This window comes from Planctomycetota bacterium, assembly GCA_039182125.1.
In the GTDB taxonomy this organism is placed as follows: domain Bacteria; phylum Planctomycetota; class Phycisphaerae; order Tepidisphaerales; family Tepidisphaeraceae; genus JBCDCH01.
The window spans coordinates 1-17,213 of sequence record JBCDCH010000081.1 but is presented as its reverse complement, the minus strand read 5'-3'; the positions used below and the strand labels follow the sequence as shown (position 1 = coordinate 17,213).

Sequence of the window (17,213 nt, the reverse complement as noted above, 5' to 3'; positions counted from 1 at the left end):
GCCGCGGGGCCGCCCCCGCGCCCCGCGACGGGTGTCGTGGTGAGCGCGGGACAGGCCCCGCGGCTACGGTTTCTACGGGAAAGCTCCCGTTGGTCGCCGCTCAAAGGAAAAGCGGCGTGACCCAGATGAGCCACGCCGCTTCCCGAAACCATCAACCGACGCGAATTACCGCTTGCTAAACTGGAACTTCCGGCGGGCGCCGCGCTGGCCGTACTTTTTGCGTTCCTTCATGCGGCTGTCGCGGGTGAAGAAGCCGGCTTCGCGGAGGGCGACCTGGGTGCCGGGGTCGTAGGTAGCCAACGCCCGGGCCAAGCCCATGACGATCGCGCCGGCCTGGCCAGTGGTGCCGCCGCCGTCGGCGTTGACATGCACGTCGACCTTGCCGCCCATGTTGCTGACTTCGAGAGGGCCGAAGATGACCTTGCGGTCACGCTCGTTGGGGAAGTAGTCGTTGAGCTCGCGCTTGTTGACGAGAACCTTGCCGCTGCCGGGGGCGATGCGGACGCGGGCGATGCTGCTCTTGCGGCGACCGGTGCCAAAGGTGAACGACGGACCGCTCTGGGTTGCGACGGGAGCGGCGGGTGCTTCGAGAACGTTGGATTCGTCGGACATGGGGAAGGTTCTTCGGGGGACTAGAGTTCAAGCTTCGTCGGACGCTGGGCGGCGTGATCGTGGGTGTCGCCCTTGTACACCTTGAGCTTCTTGAGCATCTTGGCCCCAAGGCTGGTCTTGGGCATCATCCGCTTCACGGCGAGCTCGATCACCTTCTCCGGGGCACGCTCGTTCATGTCCTCGAAGGTGTAGACGCGGCGACCGCTGGGGTGGCCGCTGTAGGTTTCGTAAGTCAGCGTCTGCCGCTTGTCGCCGGTGACCTTGACCTTGTCGGCGTTGATCACGATGACGAAATCGCCGGTGTCGACGTGCGGGGTGTAAGTCGGCTTGTGCTTGCCCTGGAGGATATGGGCGATGCGGGTGGACATGCGGCCGAGCACCAGATCCGTGGCGTCTATGAGATGCCACTTCGCGTCCAACTCGCCGTTCTTGGCGAGGTAGCTTTTGCCGTCGTTTTTCTTGCCGGTTGCGGTGCTCATGCGTGCGGAATCCTTAGCTGTTCAGCGGATCGGCACGGTAGGTGCGTTTTCGGGGGAGTCAAACGCAGAAGGCGCTAGGCGCTAGGGGTTAGGTGCTGGGTCTGTGTTTCATCGTCAGAGCGGTCCAATACCAAGGTCTAGCGCCTAACTCCTAACCCCTAGCGTCCCCGCCGCGCGGGCATCATCGACGCCATCTCGGACGACACTTCGCCGGTCGGGAAGGCGATGACCAACTGCGTCCCGTCCCAAGCGATGCACAGCCGCCCGGCGGGGTCGAGCCACATCCGATCGATCAACTCGGTGTTCGGGATCGCATGGGTGAAGGTCGCAACCACGCGGAGTTCGTCGCCGTCCCGCTTGAGCCGAACCAGCCGACCGGGGGCGTTCCAGAGCAGGAGTTTATCCGGGTCACCGTCGATCTCGAACACCAACGGCTTCTCGATCGAACCGCGGGCTTCGGGCGGAAGTGTCAGCTCCGCATCGCCATGGACGAGCGTGTCGATGCCGCCGCCGTAGGTCGTGCCGTCGGCGGATCGGCCGATCACGCCGTCGGGCATCTTGGGTGCGTCGCCCGGGCCGGACAGCACCGTGTCCTCGGGCTTCTCCGGCTGCAACGGCACCCAGCCGAACTCCTTGAGCGCCCACGCCCCGCCACTCTTCATCACCGGCCAACCCGCCAGCGTCCAGCCCACCGTCCCGCCGCTCAACGGCACGTTCCATGCCGGCAACTCCGGCGTGGTCTCGGGCAGACGTGGGTCGAGGATCAATGTCTTGGCCTCGTCATCGCGGAACACCCAGCGGCCCCGGCTGTCGATGCCGACGAACGTGTCGTAGCCGACGTGTTCGGCCGGGAGCATCGGCTTCCAGTGGTTCCCGTACCACCGCATCGGCCCCTCGCTACCGAACACCCCGACCCACTCGTCGCCCCAGGCGGTGAGCGTGTGATCTTCGTCGTCCGGGTTGAACGGGTACATCATGGTCGGTCCGAGCCGACTGATCCGCAGGCCCGGCTGGATCACGACCCACGCGGGAATGACGTACGCATTCGCCTCGCCGTTGGCGATGCGGTTGGGCAAAGCGACACCGTTGGACAGGTACATGACGCTGCCGCCGAAGCCGACCGGGTTGAGCGTCAACGCCGGGCCGGGCATGGGCTGCATGTCGCCGATGAGGGGTTCGAACTTCTCGCCGAGTAGTGCCTGAAGTCGGCGTCGCCCCTCGGCCGGTTGTCTCGCGATCTGGGCCTCGAAGATCGGCCAAGCCGCCGGGCCGTACGTCTGCAGCTCGGCGTACGCCGTCTCGCGGGTCAGGCGGCTGCGGTCCGAGAGCTGCGCGATCAGCTCGAGAATCTTTCCTTCGTCGACCTCGACCGCTTCGAGCAGCACGCTGGTGGTGACAACATTGCCGTCGGCATCGTCGTGGATGGCCGTCACGGTGCCGTCGCGCATCGGAACGAGTTGGCGAATGCTTTCGGGGAAGCCGTCCGGCTTGGTCCATTTCCCGTCGACGTAACGGGCAACATCGTCGCCGCCGTCGCGCCAGGCGAGAACGCCACGATGGTCGAGGAGAAAATGCGCCGGGCCGGTGCCGGTGAGTTGCAGCGATCCTGCGCCCTGCTGCAATTGACCACCGACGAACACGATCGGCCCGTCGCCGGCCGACACGAATACCCGGTCGCCCTGGCTGAACGCCGTTGACCAGTCGATGCCGGCGGGCACCGTCTGCGACACGCCGTTCCAGCGAATCGAAGTTCCCCCCAAGTCGTAAACCGGCTGCGGCACCCACCCGCCATCGCCGGGTGCCCAATGCACGTACGCCACGGGGTCCGGCACGAGATGCACCTGCCTGGTGTCGTCGATCGTCCCGTCAGCGTCGGCGTACTCGATCCACAAATCCCCGCGCCCGCACAAATGAACGGCGTCGTCGATCAGCACGACCCCCGCGTCGAGCACATCGGTCGCGCGTGTTCGTTCCTGGACATCGACGAAGCGTTCGTCGGTGAGCTGGACGTACTCGAAGAACGTTGTCGGTAGAGCGACCGCCTCCGGCTCGGCCGGCTTTGTCGCGGGCTGTGTGGCCGGTTGGGTCGCTTCAAGCCTGTCTTGACCGAGCGGCTCGCGCTCGGCTTCTTCGCAAGCCAACCCTGCCAACAACAACACAACCAGCGTCCAACGCATGAACAGAGCTTACCCGAAGCAGCCACTGCGGCCATTTGTAACGATGCGGTTTGATCTGCTTTCGTTTCGCCTACATTCAGTCCGCCCGTGAACCCCCTCGACGAAGCCGGTTATCGCATGCGGACGGTCAGTGCGGCTGCTCTGCGCAAGATGGGGTTTCGCGAAGAAACGTATCTGGTCTTCCCGGCAGTCGTGGTTGGTGTCGTCGCGGCGGCGGCGGCGGCGGGATTTCACGAGTTGATCATTCTGCTCCGTGATTTGCTGTACCAGCCGGGGCTTTACGAAGGACGCTGGCTGTGGCTGTTGGTGCTGCTGCCGGCGCTCGGCGGGCTCGGCGTGGGGTTGCTCGTCAAGCTGTTCCGAGCACCGCCGGGCCATGGCGTGGTCGATGTCATGGCCTCGGTCGCCCAATCACGCGGCTTCCAACGGCCACGCACCGCGATCGAGAAAATTCTCACCAGCGGCCTGACCATCGGCTCGGGCGGCAGCGCGGGGGCCGAAGGGCCGATCGTGCAGATCGGGGCCGCGCTCTCGACGCTGGTCGGCCGACTCGTCGGCGTGACCCGGGCGCAGATGCCGATCCTCGTCGGCTGCGGCGCGGCTGCCGGCATCAGCGCGATCTTCAACGCACCGATCGGCGGCGTGCTCTTCACGCTCGAAGTCATTCTGCTCGACTTCTCGCTCAAGTCGTTCACGCCGGTGGTCATCTCCGCGGTCATCGCCAACGTCACGATCCAGGCGATCTACGACTTTCTCTCGCACCCCGACGCCGAGCACACGGCCCACTTCGGCGCGATCTTTGGCGAAGTGCGGATGGACACGACGATCGACGTGTTGCTCGATTGGCCGCAGTTGCTCAACTACGTGTTACTCGGCTTGGCTTGCGGTGTGTTGGCGGTGGTTCTGACGCGGACGATGTTGGCGGGGGACCGCGTCGCCGAGAGGCTCAGCGGCCTGGGCATGTTTCGTCCGGCACTGGGCGGGCTCGGCGTCGGACTGCTCGGGCTGACCGTCGTGCTCTTTGCCGGCGACAAGCTGTTTCCGTTCCAAGTCTACCCAATGCCCGCGTTCTTCGGCGATGGCTATGGCGCGATCCAGGCGATCCTCGATCACGGCTTCTACGAGGGAAATTCGCTAGGACCGACGCTCACCATCCTCGGCGTGTTGCTCGGCGCGAAGATCCTCGCGACGTGCCTCACGCTCTGCTCCGGCGGCAGCGGCGGCATCATCGCCCCCTCGCTGTTCCTCGGCGCGACGGCCGGCGGGATCCTCGGTGTGCTGCTCAAGGCCACCGACTTCTTCCGCGACATCCGGCCCGAGCTCTACGCCCTGATCGGAATGGGCGCGATGCTCGCGGCGGTGGTTCACGCACCACTGGCGAGCATTCTGATCCTCACGGAACTCACGGGCGACTACCGCGTGGTGCTGCCGGCGATGCTGGCGTGTGTCGCGGCGACCGGCTTCGCGCGGCTGTTGTTCGCCGACTCGATCTACACGCACCTGCTCCACGAGCGCGGCATCCGCCGGGGTGTTGGGCGCGACCTCTCACGGCTACGCCGCATGTCCGTCGAACAGGTCGCGCTCGAACCGGCCAGCGTGGTAAGCATCGGCGAGCCGATGGACCGCGTGGTCGAGCTCATGACCCGGCTCGACACGTCACACTTTGTCGTGCTCGATGAGAAGGGTCTGTACGCCGGCGTCCTGCTCGGGGACGACCTCAACACGGCCCTGCTCGAACGTGACGCCCTGCCGCTGCTCAATGCCGAGGAGCTGATGCATGACGATGTTCAGCCACTGACGCACACCGACGACCTCGGCACCGCGTTCGAGCGGTTCGTGCTGCAGGAGGTCAATCGCCTGCCCGTCGTCCACGCCGACACCCCCGGCAAAGTCATCGGCGTCCTGACAAGGGCCGGCCTAATGCGTGAGTATCAGCGGGAAGAAGACTAGGACGTCGGCCTGATGACCTCGACGCCGTTCATGTACGGGCGTAGGGCGGCGGGCACGTCGACGCTCCCGTCGGACTGTTGGTGGTTTTCGAGGATCGCGATGAGGATGCGGGGGCTGGCGACGACGGTGTTGTTGAGCGTGTGGCAGAACTTGGTCTCGCCGTCCTTGGTCTTGTAACGCAGGTTCAGACGGCGGGACTGGTAGTCGTACAGGCGGCTGGCCGAGTGCGTCTCACCCCACTTGGTCGGCCGGCTGGGCATGTACGCCTCGAGGTCGAGCATGTCGACGTTCTTGGGGCCGAGGTCGCCGGCGCAGCACTGGATCACCCGGTACGGGATGTTCAGGCGGTGCAGCAGCTCCTCGGAGAAGCCGAGCATGTGCTGGTGCCAGCGTCGGCTCTCGTCCTCGTCGGCACGGCAGATCACGACCTGCTCACATTTGTCGAACTGGTGGACGCGGTAGAGCCCGGCGGTGTCCTTGCCGTAGGTGCCGGCCTCGCGGCGGAAGCACGTGCTGACCGTCGTGTACTTCAGCGGCAAGTCTTCCTCGCGGAGGACTTCGTTCATGTGCAAGCCGGTCAGCCCCACCTCGCCGGTGCCAACGAGGAACAGGTCGTCCTCGGCGGCGTGGTAGACGGCTTCGCGGTGCATCGGCAGGAAGCCCGTGCCGACCAGCGCCTCCTCACGGACCAGCACGGGGACTGTCGCCGGCGTAAAGCCGTGCTCGCCGACCATCATGTCCAACGCGAGCCGAAGCACGGCGTTGTGCAGTAGCGCGCCGGCCCCCTTGAGGAAGTAACTGCGTGAGCCGGCGAGCTTCACGCCCGCCTCGAAGTCCGCAAGTCCGAGTTCATGGCAGAGCGTGATGTGGTCCTTGGGCTCGAAGTCGAACTGGCGGATCTCGCCCTCCTCGCGGACGACGACATTGTCATCTTCGCCCGCTCCGTCGGGCACGTCATCGTCGGCCGGCTGGGGAACGGTCAGGAGCAACGCTGTGACCTCGGCGTCGAGCTTCTTCGCCTCGGCCTCGGCGGCATGGACGTCCTCCTTCATCTTGCCGACCTCGGCGATCAGGGCCGGGCGCTCTTCCTTGCTCGCCTTGCCGATCTTCTTGCTTGCGGCGTTCTGCTCGGCGCGGAGCGATTCAAACTTCTGCTGGGCTTCACGCCGGTCGGCGTCGAGGGCGATCAGCGCGTCGACGTCGACGTCCATCTGCTTGCGCTCGACTCCACGGCGATAGCGGTCGGGGTTCTGCCGAAGGTCCTTGAGGTCGATCATGCTTTGGGTGTTGTATACGAAAGAACCCACGGCTAAAGCCGTGGGCTTTCGAGTTGTTCAGGTTTGCCTCACTGGCTTTACCACGCAAAGTGGGCGAACGCCTTGTTCGCGTCGGCCATGCGGTGGGTCTGCTCGCGCTTGTTGATGGCGGCACCTTCCTTGTTGTAGGCGGCCATGAACTCATCCGCGAGGATCTCGGCGGTCGGCTTACCGACGCTGCGGCGACGGCCGCGCACGACTTCCAACATCCACCGGATGGCCAAGCTCTGCTGGCGACGCTTGTTCACCTGCATCGGCACTTGGTAGTTCGCACCACCGACGCGCTTGCTCCGCACTTCGACGTACGGCTTAACGTTGTTGATCGCGGTTTCGAACAGCTCCAGCGAATCAACGTCGGACATCTTCTTTCCGCAGGTGTCGATCGCGTCGTAGAAGACCTGCTGGGCGGTGAGCTTCTTGCCGTCGACCATCAGGCAGTTGATGAACTTGGTGACGAGCTTGGAGTTGAAGCGCGGGTCCGGCTTGAGCTGGTCTTCGCTGGCGGTGAACTTTTTGTAAGCCATGGGGAGTTGATTCGGAGAGGTCTCAGCGGCGCAGCCACCAGATAAATGCGAGGATGACGGCCAAGACAAACAGGCCGCAGACAATCAGGCTCGACCAATACTCACGTGCATCAACGGCCTCTGCGAGCATGGACGATGGTACGGGCTTACTTGCCCTTCTTGGTGCCGTACTTCGAGCGGCTCTGCTTGCGGCCGTCGATTCCGAGCGTGTCGAGCGAGCCGCGAACGACGTGGTAACGCACACCCGGCAGGTCGCGGACACGGCCACCCCGGACGAGCACGATGCTGTGCTCCTGGAGGTTGTGGCCTTCGCCCGGGATGTAGGCGGTGACTTCCTTGCCGTTGCTCAGGCGGACGCGGGCGATCTTCCGCAGAGCCGAGTTCGGCTTCTTCGGGGTCTGCGTCTTGACTTGCAGGCAAACGCCCCGCTTCTGCGGGCAGGAGTTGAGATCCTTGGTGCGGCTCGCGGCGGTTTTGTCCTTGCGCGGGCGTTTGACAAGCTGGTTGATTGTCGGCATGTGCTAATCCGGGGCAGTGGTTCTGAGCCGCCTGGGCGGTTTCCGCAAATACACAAGCGACGCAGTGCAAGACCGTCCACGGCCTGCAGCGCGTCGCGGTCGGCATGTTAGACACGCCTGGTCGCCGCGGCAACTCGGAATTCGCCCGAACACCACGCCGGCTGTGCCGTACGAAAAGTCTTGCGGAAATGTCCGTTTTCGCTGTATGTTTGTGTCACGTTTCCCGCTTAAACCGTGAGTTTCAAGTTACGGGTACATTCAACCATGCGTAAACACCGTTCACACTGGCTTATCATTGCCGCCCTGCTCATCGCGGTGGTCGGCCTCAACCTTTCCTATGCCTTGGCTGGCACGATCACGCTCAAGGACGGAACCGTCCTCGAAGGCGACGTCAAAAAAGTCGGCAGCAGTTACACCATCAAGACCACCGACGGTGATTTCAAGATGGTCAGCGGTGACGATGTCGAAAGCGTGACCGGCGTTGAAGGTCTCACCCCGGGTAAGGGCAAAGACGCCCCCGCCGCCGGGACTGATCTGCAGCAACTCTTGGAGCGCAGCGAACGCATCGACACCGCCGTCCGCGGCTCGGCGATGTGGCAGACCTGGATCGACAAGAATCCCGATCACCCCGAACTCGAGAAGGCTCAGGAGCAGCTCGAAATCTGGCGTGGTCGGGTCGACGAGGACGCCGAGAAGATCAACGGCAAGTGGATCGGTGGCGAGGAACTCGAAGACCTGCTCGAACGGGTCCGCGAACTGACCGACCGTGCCGCCTACGCGTTGCAGGACGAGCAAGCCACGCTCGACGTGGTCAAGGATCTCGAACAGGCTCGCCGGCTGCACCCGAAGTACATCCCGACCAACTTCTATCTCGGCTACTGGAACGCCCTGAAGAACAACGATGACGTCGCGGCCCGCTACTTCCAGCAGGTGCTGCGTCAAAAGCCGAACATGAGCGAGACGCTCAACAACATCGGCGTTATTTACAGCGCTAAGCGTCAGCACGAGAAAGCGATCCGGACGCTATATCAGGCAGTACAACTCGACGAAGATCCGATCATCGTCCGCAACCTCATGACGGCGTTCAGCGTCGCCCCGCGGTCGATGTACCAAGCCAACCCCCGCATCCGTGCGATCTGGGAGGACGCCCAGCTTTTGGCCCGCAAGCACGGCGGCCAGGGCAGCAACAGCTACACGCTCCTGCACCTCAAACCCTCAAGCGAACGCACCGAGGAGGAGGAAGAGTCATACGGCTCAGGCATCATCGGAACCGGCACGGGCTTCTTCATCACCGAAGACGGCTTCATCATGACCAACCAGCACGTCGCCGAGCCCGGTGACACGCTGATCGTTCAACTCTCCGACGGCACCGAAAAGGAAGCCGAGCGGATTGTCATCGACGACGAGCAGGACATCGCCATTCTAAAAATCGAGATGGGCGAGCGTGGCGAAGACGAAGGCCCGCAACCGTTTATTCCGATCGCGGCTTATGACCAACCCGGCTTCGGTGCCGACGTTACCATCTTCGGTTACCCGCTCGGTTCGGCACTCGGTAAGAACATCAAGGTGACCCGTGGCGTGGTGACCGGCATCGAGAACACCTTCGACGCCATCGACATCATCGTCGACGCGACGGTTAACCCCGGCAACTCCGGCGGCCCGATGGTCGACAAGTATGGCCGACTCCTTGCTCTGGTTGCCGTGCGTTTCCGCTCCGGTGAGTTGGTCAGCGCTTACGGTGGCGGTCTCTCGAACGGTCGTATTCGCACCTTCTTCGACAAGCATGCCGACCTGCTCAATGAAGCCGGCCTGGATGTCGAAACCGTCGCCACCGGCGTCGGCGACGGCGACCGCGCACTGACCACCGAAGAACTCGCTCAGCGATTCCGCCCGGCGGTCGTGCAGATCATGATGGTCAACGACTAGGCCAAACTTTCATTTCCGACTTCACAAAACCCACGCTTTTAGGGCGTGGGTTTTCTTATGCAGAGTCATTAGCCTATCGCCATGCTTCTCGAACCCTTCCTACGTCACGCCAAAGAAATTCCCAGCGATGTTGCTTTCCGTGATGCTCAAGGCGAGATCACATGGGGCGTGGCCGCCAAGCAGATCGGTGCCCTCGCAGCCCATCTGCGTGCGACCACGGACGCCACACACGTCGGCATTCTCCTACCGGCGGCCGCTGCTTTTCCGATCGCCTTCTATGCGGTGCTGGCCGCCGGGAAGACCGCCGTGCCGATCAACTTCCTCCTCGGTGAACAAGCGCTCAAGCACATCATCGTCGACAGCGGGATCGACACGATCCTGACCGCCCCGCCGCTGATGGCGCAGGTCGAACAACTGCCGCTCAAGATCATCGACCTCTCCGCCTTGGGCGGCGGCAACGTACCCGAGGGACTGCCGATCCACGAAGCCGATGAATCCGAGACGGCTGCCCTTCTGTACACTTCCGGCACCAGCGGCCAACCCAAGGGCGTCTGCCTCACCCACGGCAACATCCGCAAGGACGTCCAGGCTTGCATCGAACACGCCTCGCTCGAATGCGACCACGAGTTTCTCGGCATCATCCCGCTGTTTCACAGCACCGGTCTGCTCGCGACGATGTGCCTCCCGGTCGAGACCGGAGCGATCACGACCTACCAGCCGCGATTCAGCCCCGTCGCCGTCCTGCAGGCCCAGCGCGAACGGCAGTTCAGCGTGATCACCGGCGTACCGGCGATGTACGGTGCGATACTCCGGCTCAAGGACGCCAAGCCAGATGATTTCGATTCGGTCCACGTCGCCCTCAGTGGTGGCGAGCCGTTACCCACACGCATCCGCGAAGGATTCCGGCAACGGTTCGGCCGCGACCTGATGGAGGGCTATGGCCTCACCGAAACCTGCGGCCCGATCACCGTCAACGTGCCCGGCCAACTCCGTCCCGGCTCGGTCGGGCGGCCCTTGCCCGGCAGCGAAGTCCGCATCGACAATCCCGACGAAACCGGCAGCGGCGAAGTTCAACTCAAGGGCCCGATGGTCTTCGCCGGCTACCACCGTTTGCCCGAAGCCACCAAAGCGGCGTTCACCGAAGACGGGTTTTTCAAAACCGGCGATCTCGGCCGCGTGGATGAGGACGGTTACCTCCACATCACCGGCCGGCTCAAGGACCTGATCATCATCGGCGGCGAGAACCTTCATCCCCGCGAGATCGAAGAACTGCTCACCACTCACCCCGCGATCGCCCAAGCCGCCGTCGTTGGCAAACCCGACGAAACCCGCGGCGAGGTGCCGGTCGCCTTCATTGTCGCGATGGAAGGTGCCGAGGTCGATGGGGATGCGGCCAAGGCCCACCTCCGCGACACCGGCCTGCCCAACTGGAAGATGCCCCGCGAGATCCGTGTCGTCGAAGAACTGCCGATGACGCCGACTGGCAAGGTGCTCAAACGTGAGTTGGCGAAGATGCTCTGATTCGGAGCATCGTGCAATCGCCTCAGTCCGGCGCGTCCTCCACCACCATGCTCGTCGCAAGGTCGCGACGTACCTGGTTCGCCGGGTCCCGGCGTTTGGCTTCGCCCAGGGCTTCGCGGATGTCGTCGATGTCCAGGTCGGGCACCGCGAGGTGGCAGATCGGCTCGCCGGGACGCACCGTCGGCAGCGTCACCATCCCCAGTACCACCGCGTCGAACGGCGAGACGATCGCGTTCTGTTGTTCGCCGAAAACGCTGTAGTTGGTCGCGATCGGTTGGTCCTTGTCGACGATCGAGCCGGGCGAGATGTGGAAGCGGAGCAGGCCCCCAACGCTCCCGCGGAGCCACTGCGTCCGACGCACCGTCGTCTGGTACGGCGGCACCTTGGGCTGGTCGTCCACCATTTCCAACTTCGACAGAACGTTCATCACCCCCCGCACGCCGATCTCCAACACCGACGGCTCGATCTTGCTCGGATCACCGGCTTCGAGAATGACCGTCGGCACACCCGCCTCCACCGCGCTGCGCCGCATGCTGCTCTCGGGGCCCTTGCCGTCGACGATCAACTCGCACCCGAACGCCTCGGCGAGACGGCGGCAGTCGTCGTTGTCCAGATCCGCACGAACGTTCGGAAAGTTCGTCCGTCCCGTCGCGGCCGAGTGGAGGTCCAAGACGTAGTCCGCCTTGCGCACCAGTTCCTGGAAGACGGTGTCGGCAAAGCGTGAGCTGAGCGAGCCGTTGGCGTTACCGGGGAAGCATCGGTTGAGGTCGCGGCGGTCGGGCATGTACCGGCTTTGGGTCTCGAAGCCGAAGATGTCCACGACCGGCACCAGCACCAGCGTCCCGCGTGTCAGCTCGGGTCGGCGGGCGAACATCAGGTCGTGGACCACGCCGGTGCCGTTGATCTCGTCGCCGTGCAGCGCGGCCGTCACCAGCACGACCGGCCCCGGCTCCTTCGCTCGCACCACCCGCAGCGGCAGGCTGATGTCGTCGCCGGCGAACGTCTGGCTCACCGGCAGCCGCAGGTCATGGATCGCCCCTGGCCCGATCGACTCACCGGCGAACTTCACATCAATCTTGCTCATCGTCACTCCAACGTATCGGGCCACTGGACACATTCACGGACATCGACCGATAGGACCGGGAGCGAGAGCCCTGATAGCGGGGCAATCCCACTCAACCCATCGGAGACAACCATGAAGATCATTCAGGAATTCAAAGAGTTCGCCATGAAGGGGAACATGATCGACCTCGCGGTCGGCATCATCCTCGGCGCGGCGTTTGGAGCGGTCGTGACCAGCTTGGTCGAGAATGTGCTGATGCCGCCGATCGGCTGGGCCATCGGTGGCGTGGACTTCAGCGACCTGAGCGTTCAGCTCGCCGCCCCCGCCGGCGGTGTCGAGGAGGCCGAAGCCGCCCTCGCTGCGGCGAAGGAAGGTGGCGGGGATGTCGTCGCCGCCGAAGCCGCGCTCAAGACCGCGAAGGAAGGCGTGCTTATCAAGTACGGCCTTTTCCTCAACGCCGTCATCCGCTTCGTCATCCAGGCGGCTGCCGTGTTCTTCGTCATCAAGATCATGAACAATCTGAAGAAGAAGGAGCCTAAGGAGCCCGAGACCCCGACGCTCACGACGGATCAAAAGCTTCTTACCGAGATCCGCGACGCTCTCGCGGCCGGCAAAACCGCCTGAGTTCGCGTCCATCAAGCATCGCCGTCCACCGCCCGGGGCCTCGCCACAAGGCCCCGGGCGGTGCTTGTGTACTCCGACTATTCATGGAAAACACATTGACGCCCGGTGATTGATTGTTATCCTCACGATCGCCCGTTCGGGTTCTGTAAGCGTATCGCAACGTCACCTTTATCGGAGCCGATCATGTCCACAATGGAAGTCGCTAAACGCCTCGTCGAGCTGTGCAACCAGAATCAGTGGCGTGAAGCCACGGAGGAGCTTTATGCCGATGATGCGGTGAGTGTCGAGCCGGTCGCGATGGGCCCGGACGGGCCGCAGACCAGCGGCAAGGACGCCATCTTGAAAGCTGCCGACTCGTGGGACGCCGCCCACGAAATTCACTCGTCCAGTGCCAGCGGCCCGTGGCCTCACGGTGAGCGCTTCATCGCCAAGTTCGACCTCGACGTCACCGCCAAGGAAGGCCCGATGGCAGGCCAACGAATGAAAATGGACGAGATGGCGCTCTATACCGTCAAAGACGGCAAGATCAGCCGCGTCGAGTTTTTCTACGACATGGGCGAATGATCAGACCACCCCAGCGGTGCCTGTCTCGATCGGCTCGGTGACGTAATCCCGCGGATCGGTCACGCGCCCGGTCAACGCCGACGCCGCAACCGTCAACGGCGATGCGAGGTACACGCCGGCCTCCTTGTGGCCCATGCGGCCGGGGAAGTTGCGGTTGGTCGTGCTGATGCACTGCAGCGGCTCGTTCAAGCGGCCGAACGTATCCACCGGCCCGCCGAGGCACGCCGCACAACCCGACGGCCCCATCTCGCAGCCGGCATCCAGAAGAATGTCCTCGATGCTCTTCTCGTTGGAATCCTTCTCGACGCCGCGCAGGTTGAGCCGCTTCATGTCGGCGTGGACCTCGGTGCTGCCGGGCACGACGTAGGTGGGGATTTTGACTTGGTTCCCGACGAGGATGTTGGCCGCGAAGATCATGTCGGTGATCTTGCCGCCGGTGCAGGAACCGATGTACGCCTGGTCGAGCTTCACGTCGGTGCAGTTGCGGGCCAGGTCCTTGTTGTCAGGCGAGTGCGGCTTCGCGACCATCGGCTCCATCGTGCCCAGGTCCCACGTCTTCTCGTAGAAGTAGCTCGCATCCGCATCGTCGGCGACGACTTCCCATTCCGGGCGGTTGCTGCGGTTGCGGACGTAGGCGAGGGTCTTGTCGTCGACGTCGCAGACGCCATTCTTCCCGCCGGCCTCGATGGCCATGTTGGTCAGCGTCATGCGATCCTCGAGCGTGAGGCTGCTGATGCCGTCGCCGTGAAAGTACATCGTGCGATAGGTCGCTCCGTCGACGCCGATCTCGCCGATGACCGCGAGGATCAGGTCCTTGGCGGTCAGGTACGGCGGGATCTCCCCGTCGAAGCTGAACTTCATCGTCGGCGGCACCTTGAGCCAGGTCTTACCGGTGCCAAGCACGAATGCCGCATCGGTGTTACCGACGCCCGTCGCGAACTGGCCGAACGCGCCGGCGGTGCAAGTGTGGCTGTCGGTCCCGAGCAGGATCTCGCCGGGCCGGACGTGCCCTTCCTCGGGCAGCGCCTTGTGGCACACGCCCTTGTAGCTGGTCTTGGTCGGATCGAGGTACGGGCTGGGCATGCCCTCCTTCTCGATGAAGTCCGGGTCGTAGTAGTACTTGAGCCCCTGATCCTTCACGAACTGCCGCAGAAGCTGGACGTTGCGGTAGCTCTTGAGATCGGCGGTGAAGATGTAGTGGTCCGGCACGATCACCACGCGGTCCGGGTCCCAAACCTTCGCGTCCTTGCCGAACTCTTTCTGGAAGATCCCGACCGTGCCAGGCCCGCAGACGTCGTGCGTCATGAGCACGTCGACGTCGACCCAGACGTTATCTCCGGGATTCACATGGGCCTTACCAGAATGCTTGGCAAGGATCTTCTCCGTCATCGTCATACCGGGCATGCCGGGAGTATAGACGAGCGGCCGCGTCATTGGGACGCGGCCGCTCTTAAGTCAACGCCGAAAGTTCACGTTACCGCCGACGCCGGCCCAGCAGCATCGGGGCGAAGACGGCCAGGCCGAGCATGGCCGGCTCGGGGACGAAGCGGGCGTTGAGCGCCACGCTCAGGCCGTCGAAGCCGCTTAGACCGCCGGCCTCGATGAAGGTGGTGGACGTTACCGAGTCGGGCAGATCGGACAGACTGGACTCGGCGGCGATCCGCAGCACTGCGGTGTAGCTAATCCCTGACGCGAGTACGAACGAATCCCCGGTCGCCGTCTCGTCAATCACGGCAAAACCATTGCCTTCGAGCAGGCCGTTGGACGGAAACGTCTCGAAGTCGTAGGGCAACACCAGTAGATCCCCGAGATCGCCCGGCTCAAGGGTGTTTCCCGGATCGAAGTTGCCAGTCTCGAAGAGGAAGAACCCGTAGGTGATACCTGTGCGCGGCGTGTCCGACGAAAGGAAACCGCCATTGGCCACCTTGAAATCGGCGGTCACGACCGGGGAGATCTCGACGGGGAAACTGTCGGTCGGCGTGAAGGTCTGGGTCGCGAAGAAGGCCCCAAAGGCCGTGCCCGAGACATCAGCATCGTGTGTGTAGAACCCGTCGCCGGTCAGCGTGAGCGTTCCCGTCGAAGCGTCATAGGTCGAAGCCGCCTCGCCGCCGGCAAGCTCCTCCAAGGTCGTTCCAACACCAAGGCCCGCCGCAAGCGCTGGGCCGTCTGGGGTGAGCTGTGCGTTGGCCGAAGCACACATCATGGCGAGCGCCGCAGCGCTCACCGACAACAAAGTCATGTTTTTCATCGTTTCTCCTGACAACAGACAAGCCGAGTCGGCGCACCCTCGCGTCATACTTCCACGGCTTGGGCCAGAAACCTAAACCACCAACACACCGGTCCGAACGAACCAAGCCCCAAAAACTCAACAATGGAAAACCGTCGCCTTAATCTGGGTTGCGTTTGACGGCAAAGCGGGCGAAGTAGAGTTGCTGCGGGTCGACTTTGCCGCCGTGGCCGGCGAAGCGTTCTTCGGTGGTGCCGATGCCGTCGGTGGACCCGTTGCTCGAACGATAGCGGATGCCGACGCGCTGGCCGTCGTCTTCGACCCATGCGAGGAAGACGACGCTGTGGCCGGAGCCGCCGGTCCGCCAGTACTGCAGGAAGTCGCCGGGCAACGCGTCGTCGACGGCGACCGGGCCGCCGACGCCGAGGTTGGTCATGGCGGTGCTCATAAGCGGATCACCGACCGCCGCGCTCACGCCGTACCAGTCCCGCTGGAACTGCTTCATCTGATCGAAGCTCTTGCCTTCGAACACGCCGAACTCCTCACCGACGCGCATCGCGACAGCGAGGGTAAAACCACAGCAGAACGTGCCGGACTCGCTCTTGGCGAGCAGGGTCTTCCCGTCGTGTTCGATGTCGTGCGGCACGCCGGTGTCGGCCCACTTGTACCCGCCGCCGTCGGGGTAGTTGTTGGCAATCTCGATGACTCGCGCACGCATTGGTGCTGACGGGTCCTCCACCGTCAGACCAACGGCGAGCACGAGCAGCAGGCCGAGCGCGGCAGTTCGTGCGATCATCGCCCCATCCTGCCGCGCTCGATCCAAACGCACAACCGAAACATCACCGCCGACGCAGCAGCAACAGCCCCGCACCGGCGAAGACGCTCATCAGCGCCGGCTCCGGGACCACGCGAGCGTTGAGATCGACCGACACGCCGTCGAAGCCGCTGATTCCGCCCGCCTCAAGGAAGACCGCTGCCGTGGGATCGTCGATGCCGAGACCGGTCGTGTCCCACGACGTCGCAAACGTCACGTCCATTCGGTATTGCAACCCCGGCACCAGAACGAACGGCCCTTCGGAATCGACCGTCGCGTCCACGACGAGGAAGCCGTTGCCGTCCTGGTTCGCGAAGGTGTCCTCACGGGTCACGATCGGCCCGAGAAAGCCGTTGTCGACGGGATCGGGCGTCTCGAACACCACAGCCTGAACAAAAGACGAGGAACTCCAGCCGTCGGGTGCGCCGCCGCTGTTGACCAACTTGAAGTTGGCGTCGAGGACCGGATCGATCTCGACCGGCAGAGGACCGACCTCGCAGGTCACACCGCCGCCGATGAAGCGAACGCCGACCGATTGGCCGAAGTCGGACGGGGGATGTTGTACTGGCCGTCGCCGGTCAGCGTGAAGACCGAGTCGTCGCTCGGATCGACCGCGAGGTTGAACTCGCCTCCGGCCGGTTCCTGGATGGATCCACCGATCTCAACACGGGGGGTGGCTTGAACAACAGTCAACTGTGCCAAAGCGGCCTCGACAACGACAGAAGACGTGGCCAACGCCACGCCGAACTTCCAAGTCTGCATCGTCTCTCCGTGGAAAGTACAAAGCGAACGGCACCAGAACGCTCCTGGTGAGATGAGTGTCACTGTCGCGCTGGGCGTGTCAACGTTGTTTACGGCTCCACGAGAATGGCGGACGGCCGACGCACCCACTGCGAGG

The 17,213-nt window shown here is 63.7% G+C and carries 17 protein-coding genes; 5 read left to right on the top strand and 12 right to left on the bottom strand.

All coding sequences use genetic code 11. The annotated features are described in order from the left end of the window. Positions 1-165: 165 nt before the first annotated feature. The 3 genes from rpsI to AAGD32_16100 all read right to left on the bottom strand — a co-directional run bounded on the left by rpsI (position 166) and on the right by AAGD32_16100 (position 3,268). Positions 166-612, bottom strand: coding sequence for a 30S ribosomal protein S9 (rpsI, locus tag AAGD32_16110; GenBank protein MEM8875771.1), 447 nt, complete (start codon positions 610-612; stop codon positions 166-168). Between the two features lie 20 nt (positions 613-632). Then, on the bottom strand, positions 633-1,091 hold the full coding sequence (gene rplM / locus AAGD32_16105; GenBank protein ID MEM8875770.1) for a 50S ribosomal protein L13: 459 nt from the start codon (positions 1,089-1,091) through the stop codon (positions 633-635). 158 nt (positions 1,092-1,249) lie between these two features. Beyond that, positions 1,250-3,268 (bottom strand): hypothetical protein, encoded by a 2,019-nt coding sequence (locus AAGD32_16100; GenBank protein ID MEM8875769.1) that lies wholly within the window; start codon positions 3,266-3,268, stop codon positions 1,250-1,252. A gap of 87 nt (positions 3,269-3,355) precedes the next feature. Here AAGD32_16100 and AAGD32_16095 point away from each other — a divergent pair, with 87 nt between their 5' ends. Further along, the gene (locus tag AAGD32_16095) at positions 3,356-5,218 is read left to right on the top strand and encodes a chloride channel protein (protein MEM8875768.1); all 1,863 of its coding nucleotides are present in this window, start codon (positions 3,356-3,358) and stop codon (positions 5,216-5,218) included. Here the strand turns inward: AAGD32_16095 and serS are convergent. The 3 genes from serS to rpsL all read right to left on the bottom strand — a co-directional run bounded on the left by serS (position 5,215) and on the right by rpsL (position 7,576). After that, positions 5,215-6,495 (bottom strand): serine--tRNA ligase, encoded by a 1,281-nt coding sequence (gene serS / locus AAGD32_16090; GenBank protein ID MEM8875767.1) that lies wholly within the window; start codon positions 6,493-6,495, stop codon positions 5,215-5,217. The two genes, AAGD32_16095 and serS, sit on opposite strands and share 4 nt — an antisense overlap. Positions 6,496-6,572: 77 nt before the next feature. Further along, positions 6,573-7,058 carry a 30S ribosomal protein S7 gene (gene rpsG, locus AAGD32_16085; GenBank protein MEM8875766.1) on the bottom strand — a complete coding sequence of 162 codons (486 nt, stop codon included), beginning with the start codon at positions 7,056-7,058 and terminating at the stop codon, positions 6,573-6,575. Positions 7,059-7,204: 146 nt separating this feature from the next. Further along, on the bottom strand, positions 7,205-7,576 hold the full coding sequence (gene rpsL / locus AAGD32_16080) for a 30S ribosomal protein S12 (GenBank protein ID MEM8875765.1): 372 nt from the start codon (positions 7,574-7,576) through the stop codon (positions 7,205-7,207). A gap of 264 nt (positions 7,577-7,840) precedes the next feature. Between rpsL and AAGD32_16075 the strand changes: the two genes are divergently transcribed. After that, the gene (locus AAGD32_16075) at positions 7,841-9,502 is read left to right on the top strand and encodes a trypsin-like peptidase domain-containing protein (protein MEM8875764.1); all 1,662 of its coding nucleotides are present in this window, start codon (positions 7,841-7,843) and stop codon (positions 9,500-9,502) included. An 81-nt stretch (positions 9,503-9,583) separates the two neighbouring features. Then, on the top strand, positions 9,584-11,023 hold the full coding sequence (locus AAGD32_16070) for an AMP-binding protein (protein MEM8875763.1): 1,440 nt from the start codon (positions 9,584-9,586) through the stop codon (positions 11,021-11,023). 22 nt (positions 11,024-11,045) lie between these two features. Here AAGD32_16070 and AAGD32_16065 read toward each other — a convergent pair whose 3' ends face one another. Then, entirely contained in the window at positions 11,046-12,107 is a 1,062-nt protein-coding gene (locus tag AAGD32_16065) for a succinylglutamate desuccinylase/aspartoacylase family protein (GenBank protein ID MEM8875762.1), read from the bottom strand. A 111-nt stretch (positions 12,108-12,218) separates the two neighbouring features. Here AAGD32_16065 and mscL point away from each other — a divergent pair, with 111 nt between their 5' ends. Next, on the top strand, positions 12,219-12,710 hold the full coding sequence (gene mscL / locus AAGD32_16060; GenBank protein MEM8875761.1) for a large conductance mechanosensitive channel protein MscL: 492 nt from the start codon (positions 12,219-12,221) through the stop codon (positions 12,708-12,710). A 192-nt stretch (positions 12,711-12,902) separates the two neighbouring features. Beyond that, entirely contained in the window at positions 12,903-13,274 is a 372-nt protein-coding gene (locus tag AAGD32_16055; protein ID MEM8875760.1) for a nuclear transport factor 2 family protein, read from the top strand. Here AAGD32_16055 and AAGD32_16050 read toward each other — a convergent pair whose 3' ends face one another. The 5 genes from AAGD32_16050 to AAGD32_16030 form a co-directional block, all read right to left on the bottom strand. After that, positions 13,275-14,678, bottom strand: coding sequence for an aconitase/3-isopropylmalate dehydratase large subunit family protein (locus AAGD32_16050; protein MEM8875759.1), 1,404 nt, complete (start codon positions 14,676-14,678; stop codon positions 13,275-13,277). Positions 14,679-14,748: 70 nt separating this feature from the next. Next, complete coding sequence (locus AAGD32_16045; GenBank protein MEM8875758.1) at positions 14,749-15,513, bottom strand: hypothetical protein; 765 nt, start codon at positions 15,511-15,513, stop codon at positions 14,749-14,751. Between the two features lie 148 nt (positions 15,514-15,661). Beyond that, positions 15,662-16,297, bottom strand: coding sequence for a hypothetical protein (locus AAGD32_16040; protein MEM8875757.1), 636 nt, complete (start codon positions 16,295-16,297; stop codon positions 15,662-15,664). 43 nt (positions 16,298-16,340) lie between these two features. After that, a complete protein-coding gene (locus AAGD32_16035) occupies positions 16,341-16,820 on the bottom strand; it encodes a hypothetical protein (GenBank protein MEM8875756.1) in 480 nt (159 codons plus the stop codon). Continuing rightward, the coding region (locus AAGD32_16030; GenBank protein MEM8875755.1) for a hypothetical protein at positions 16,817-17,213 on the bottom strand (397 nt) is incomplete at its 5' end. The genes AAGD32_16030 and AAGD32_16035, both read right to left, overlap by 4 nt.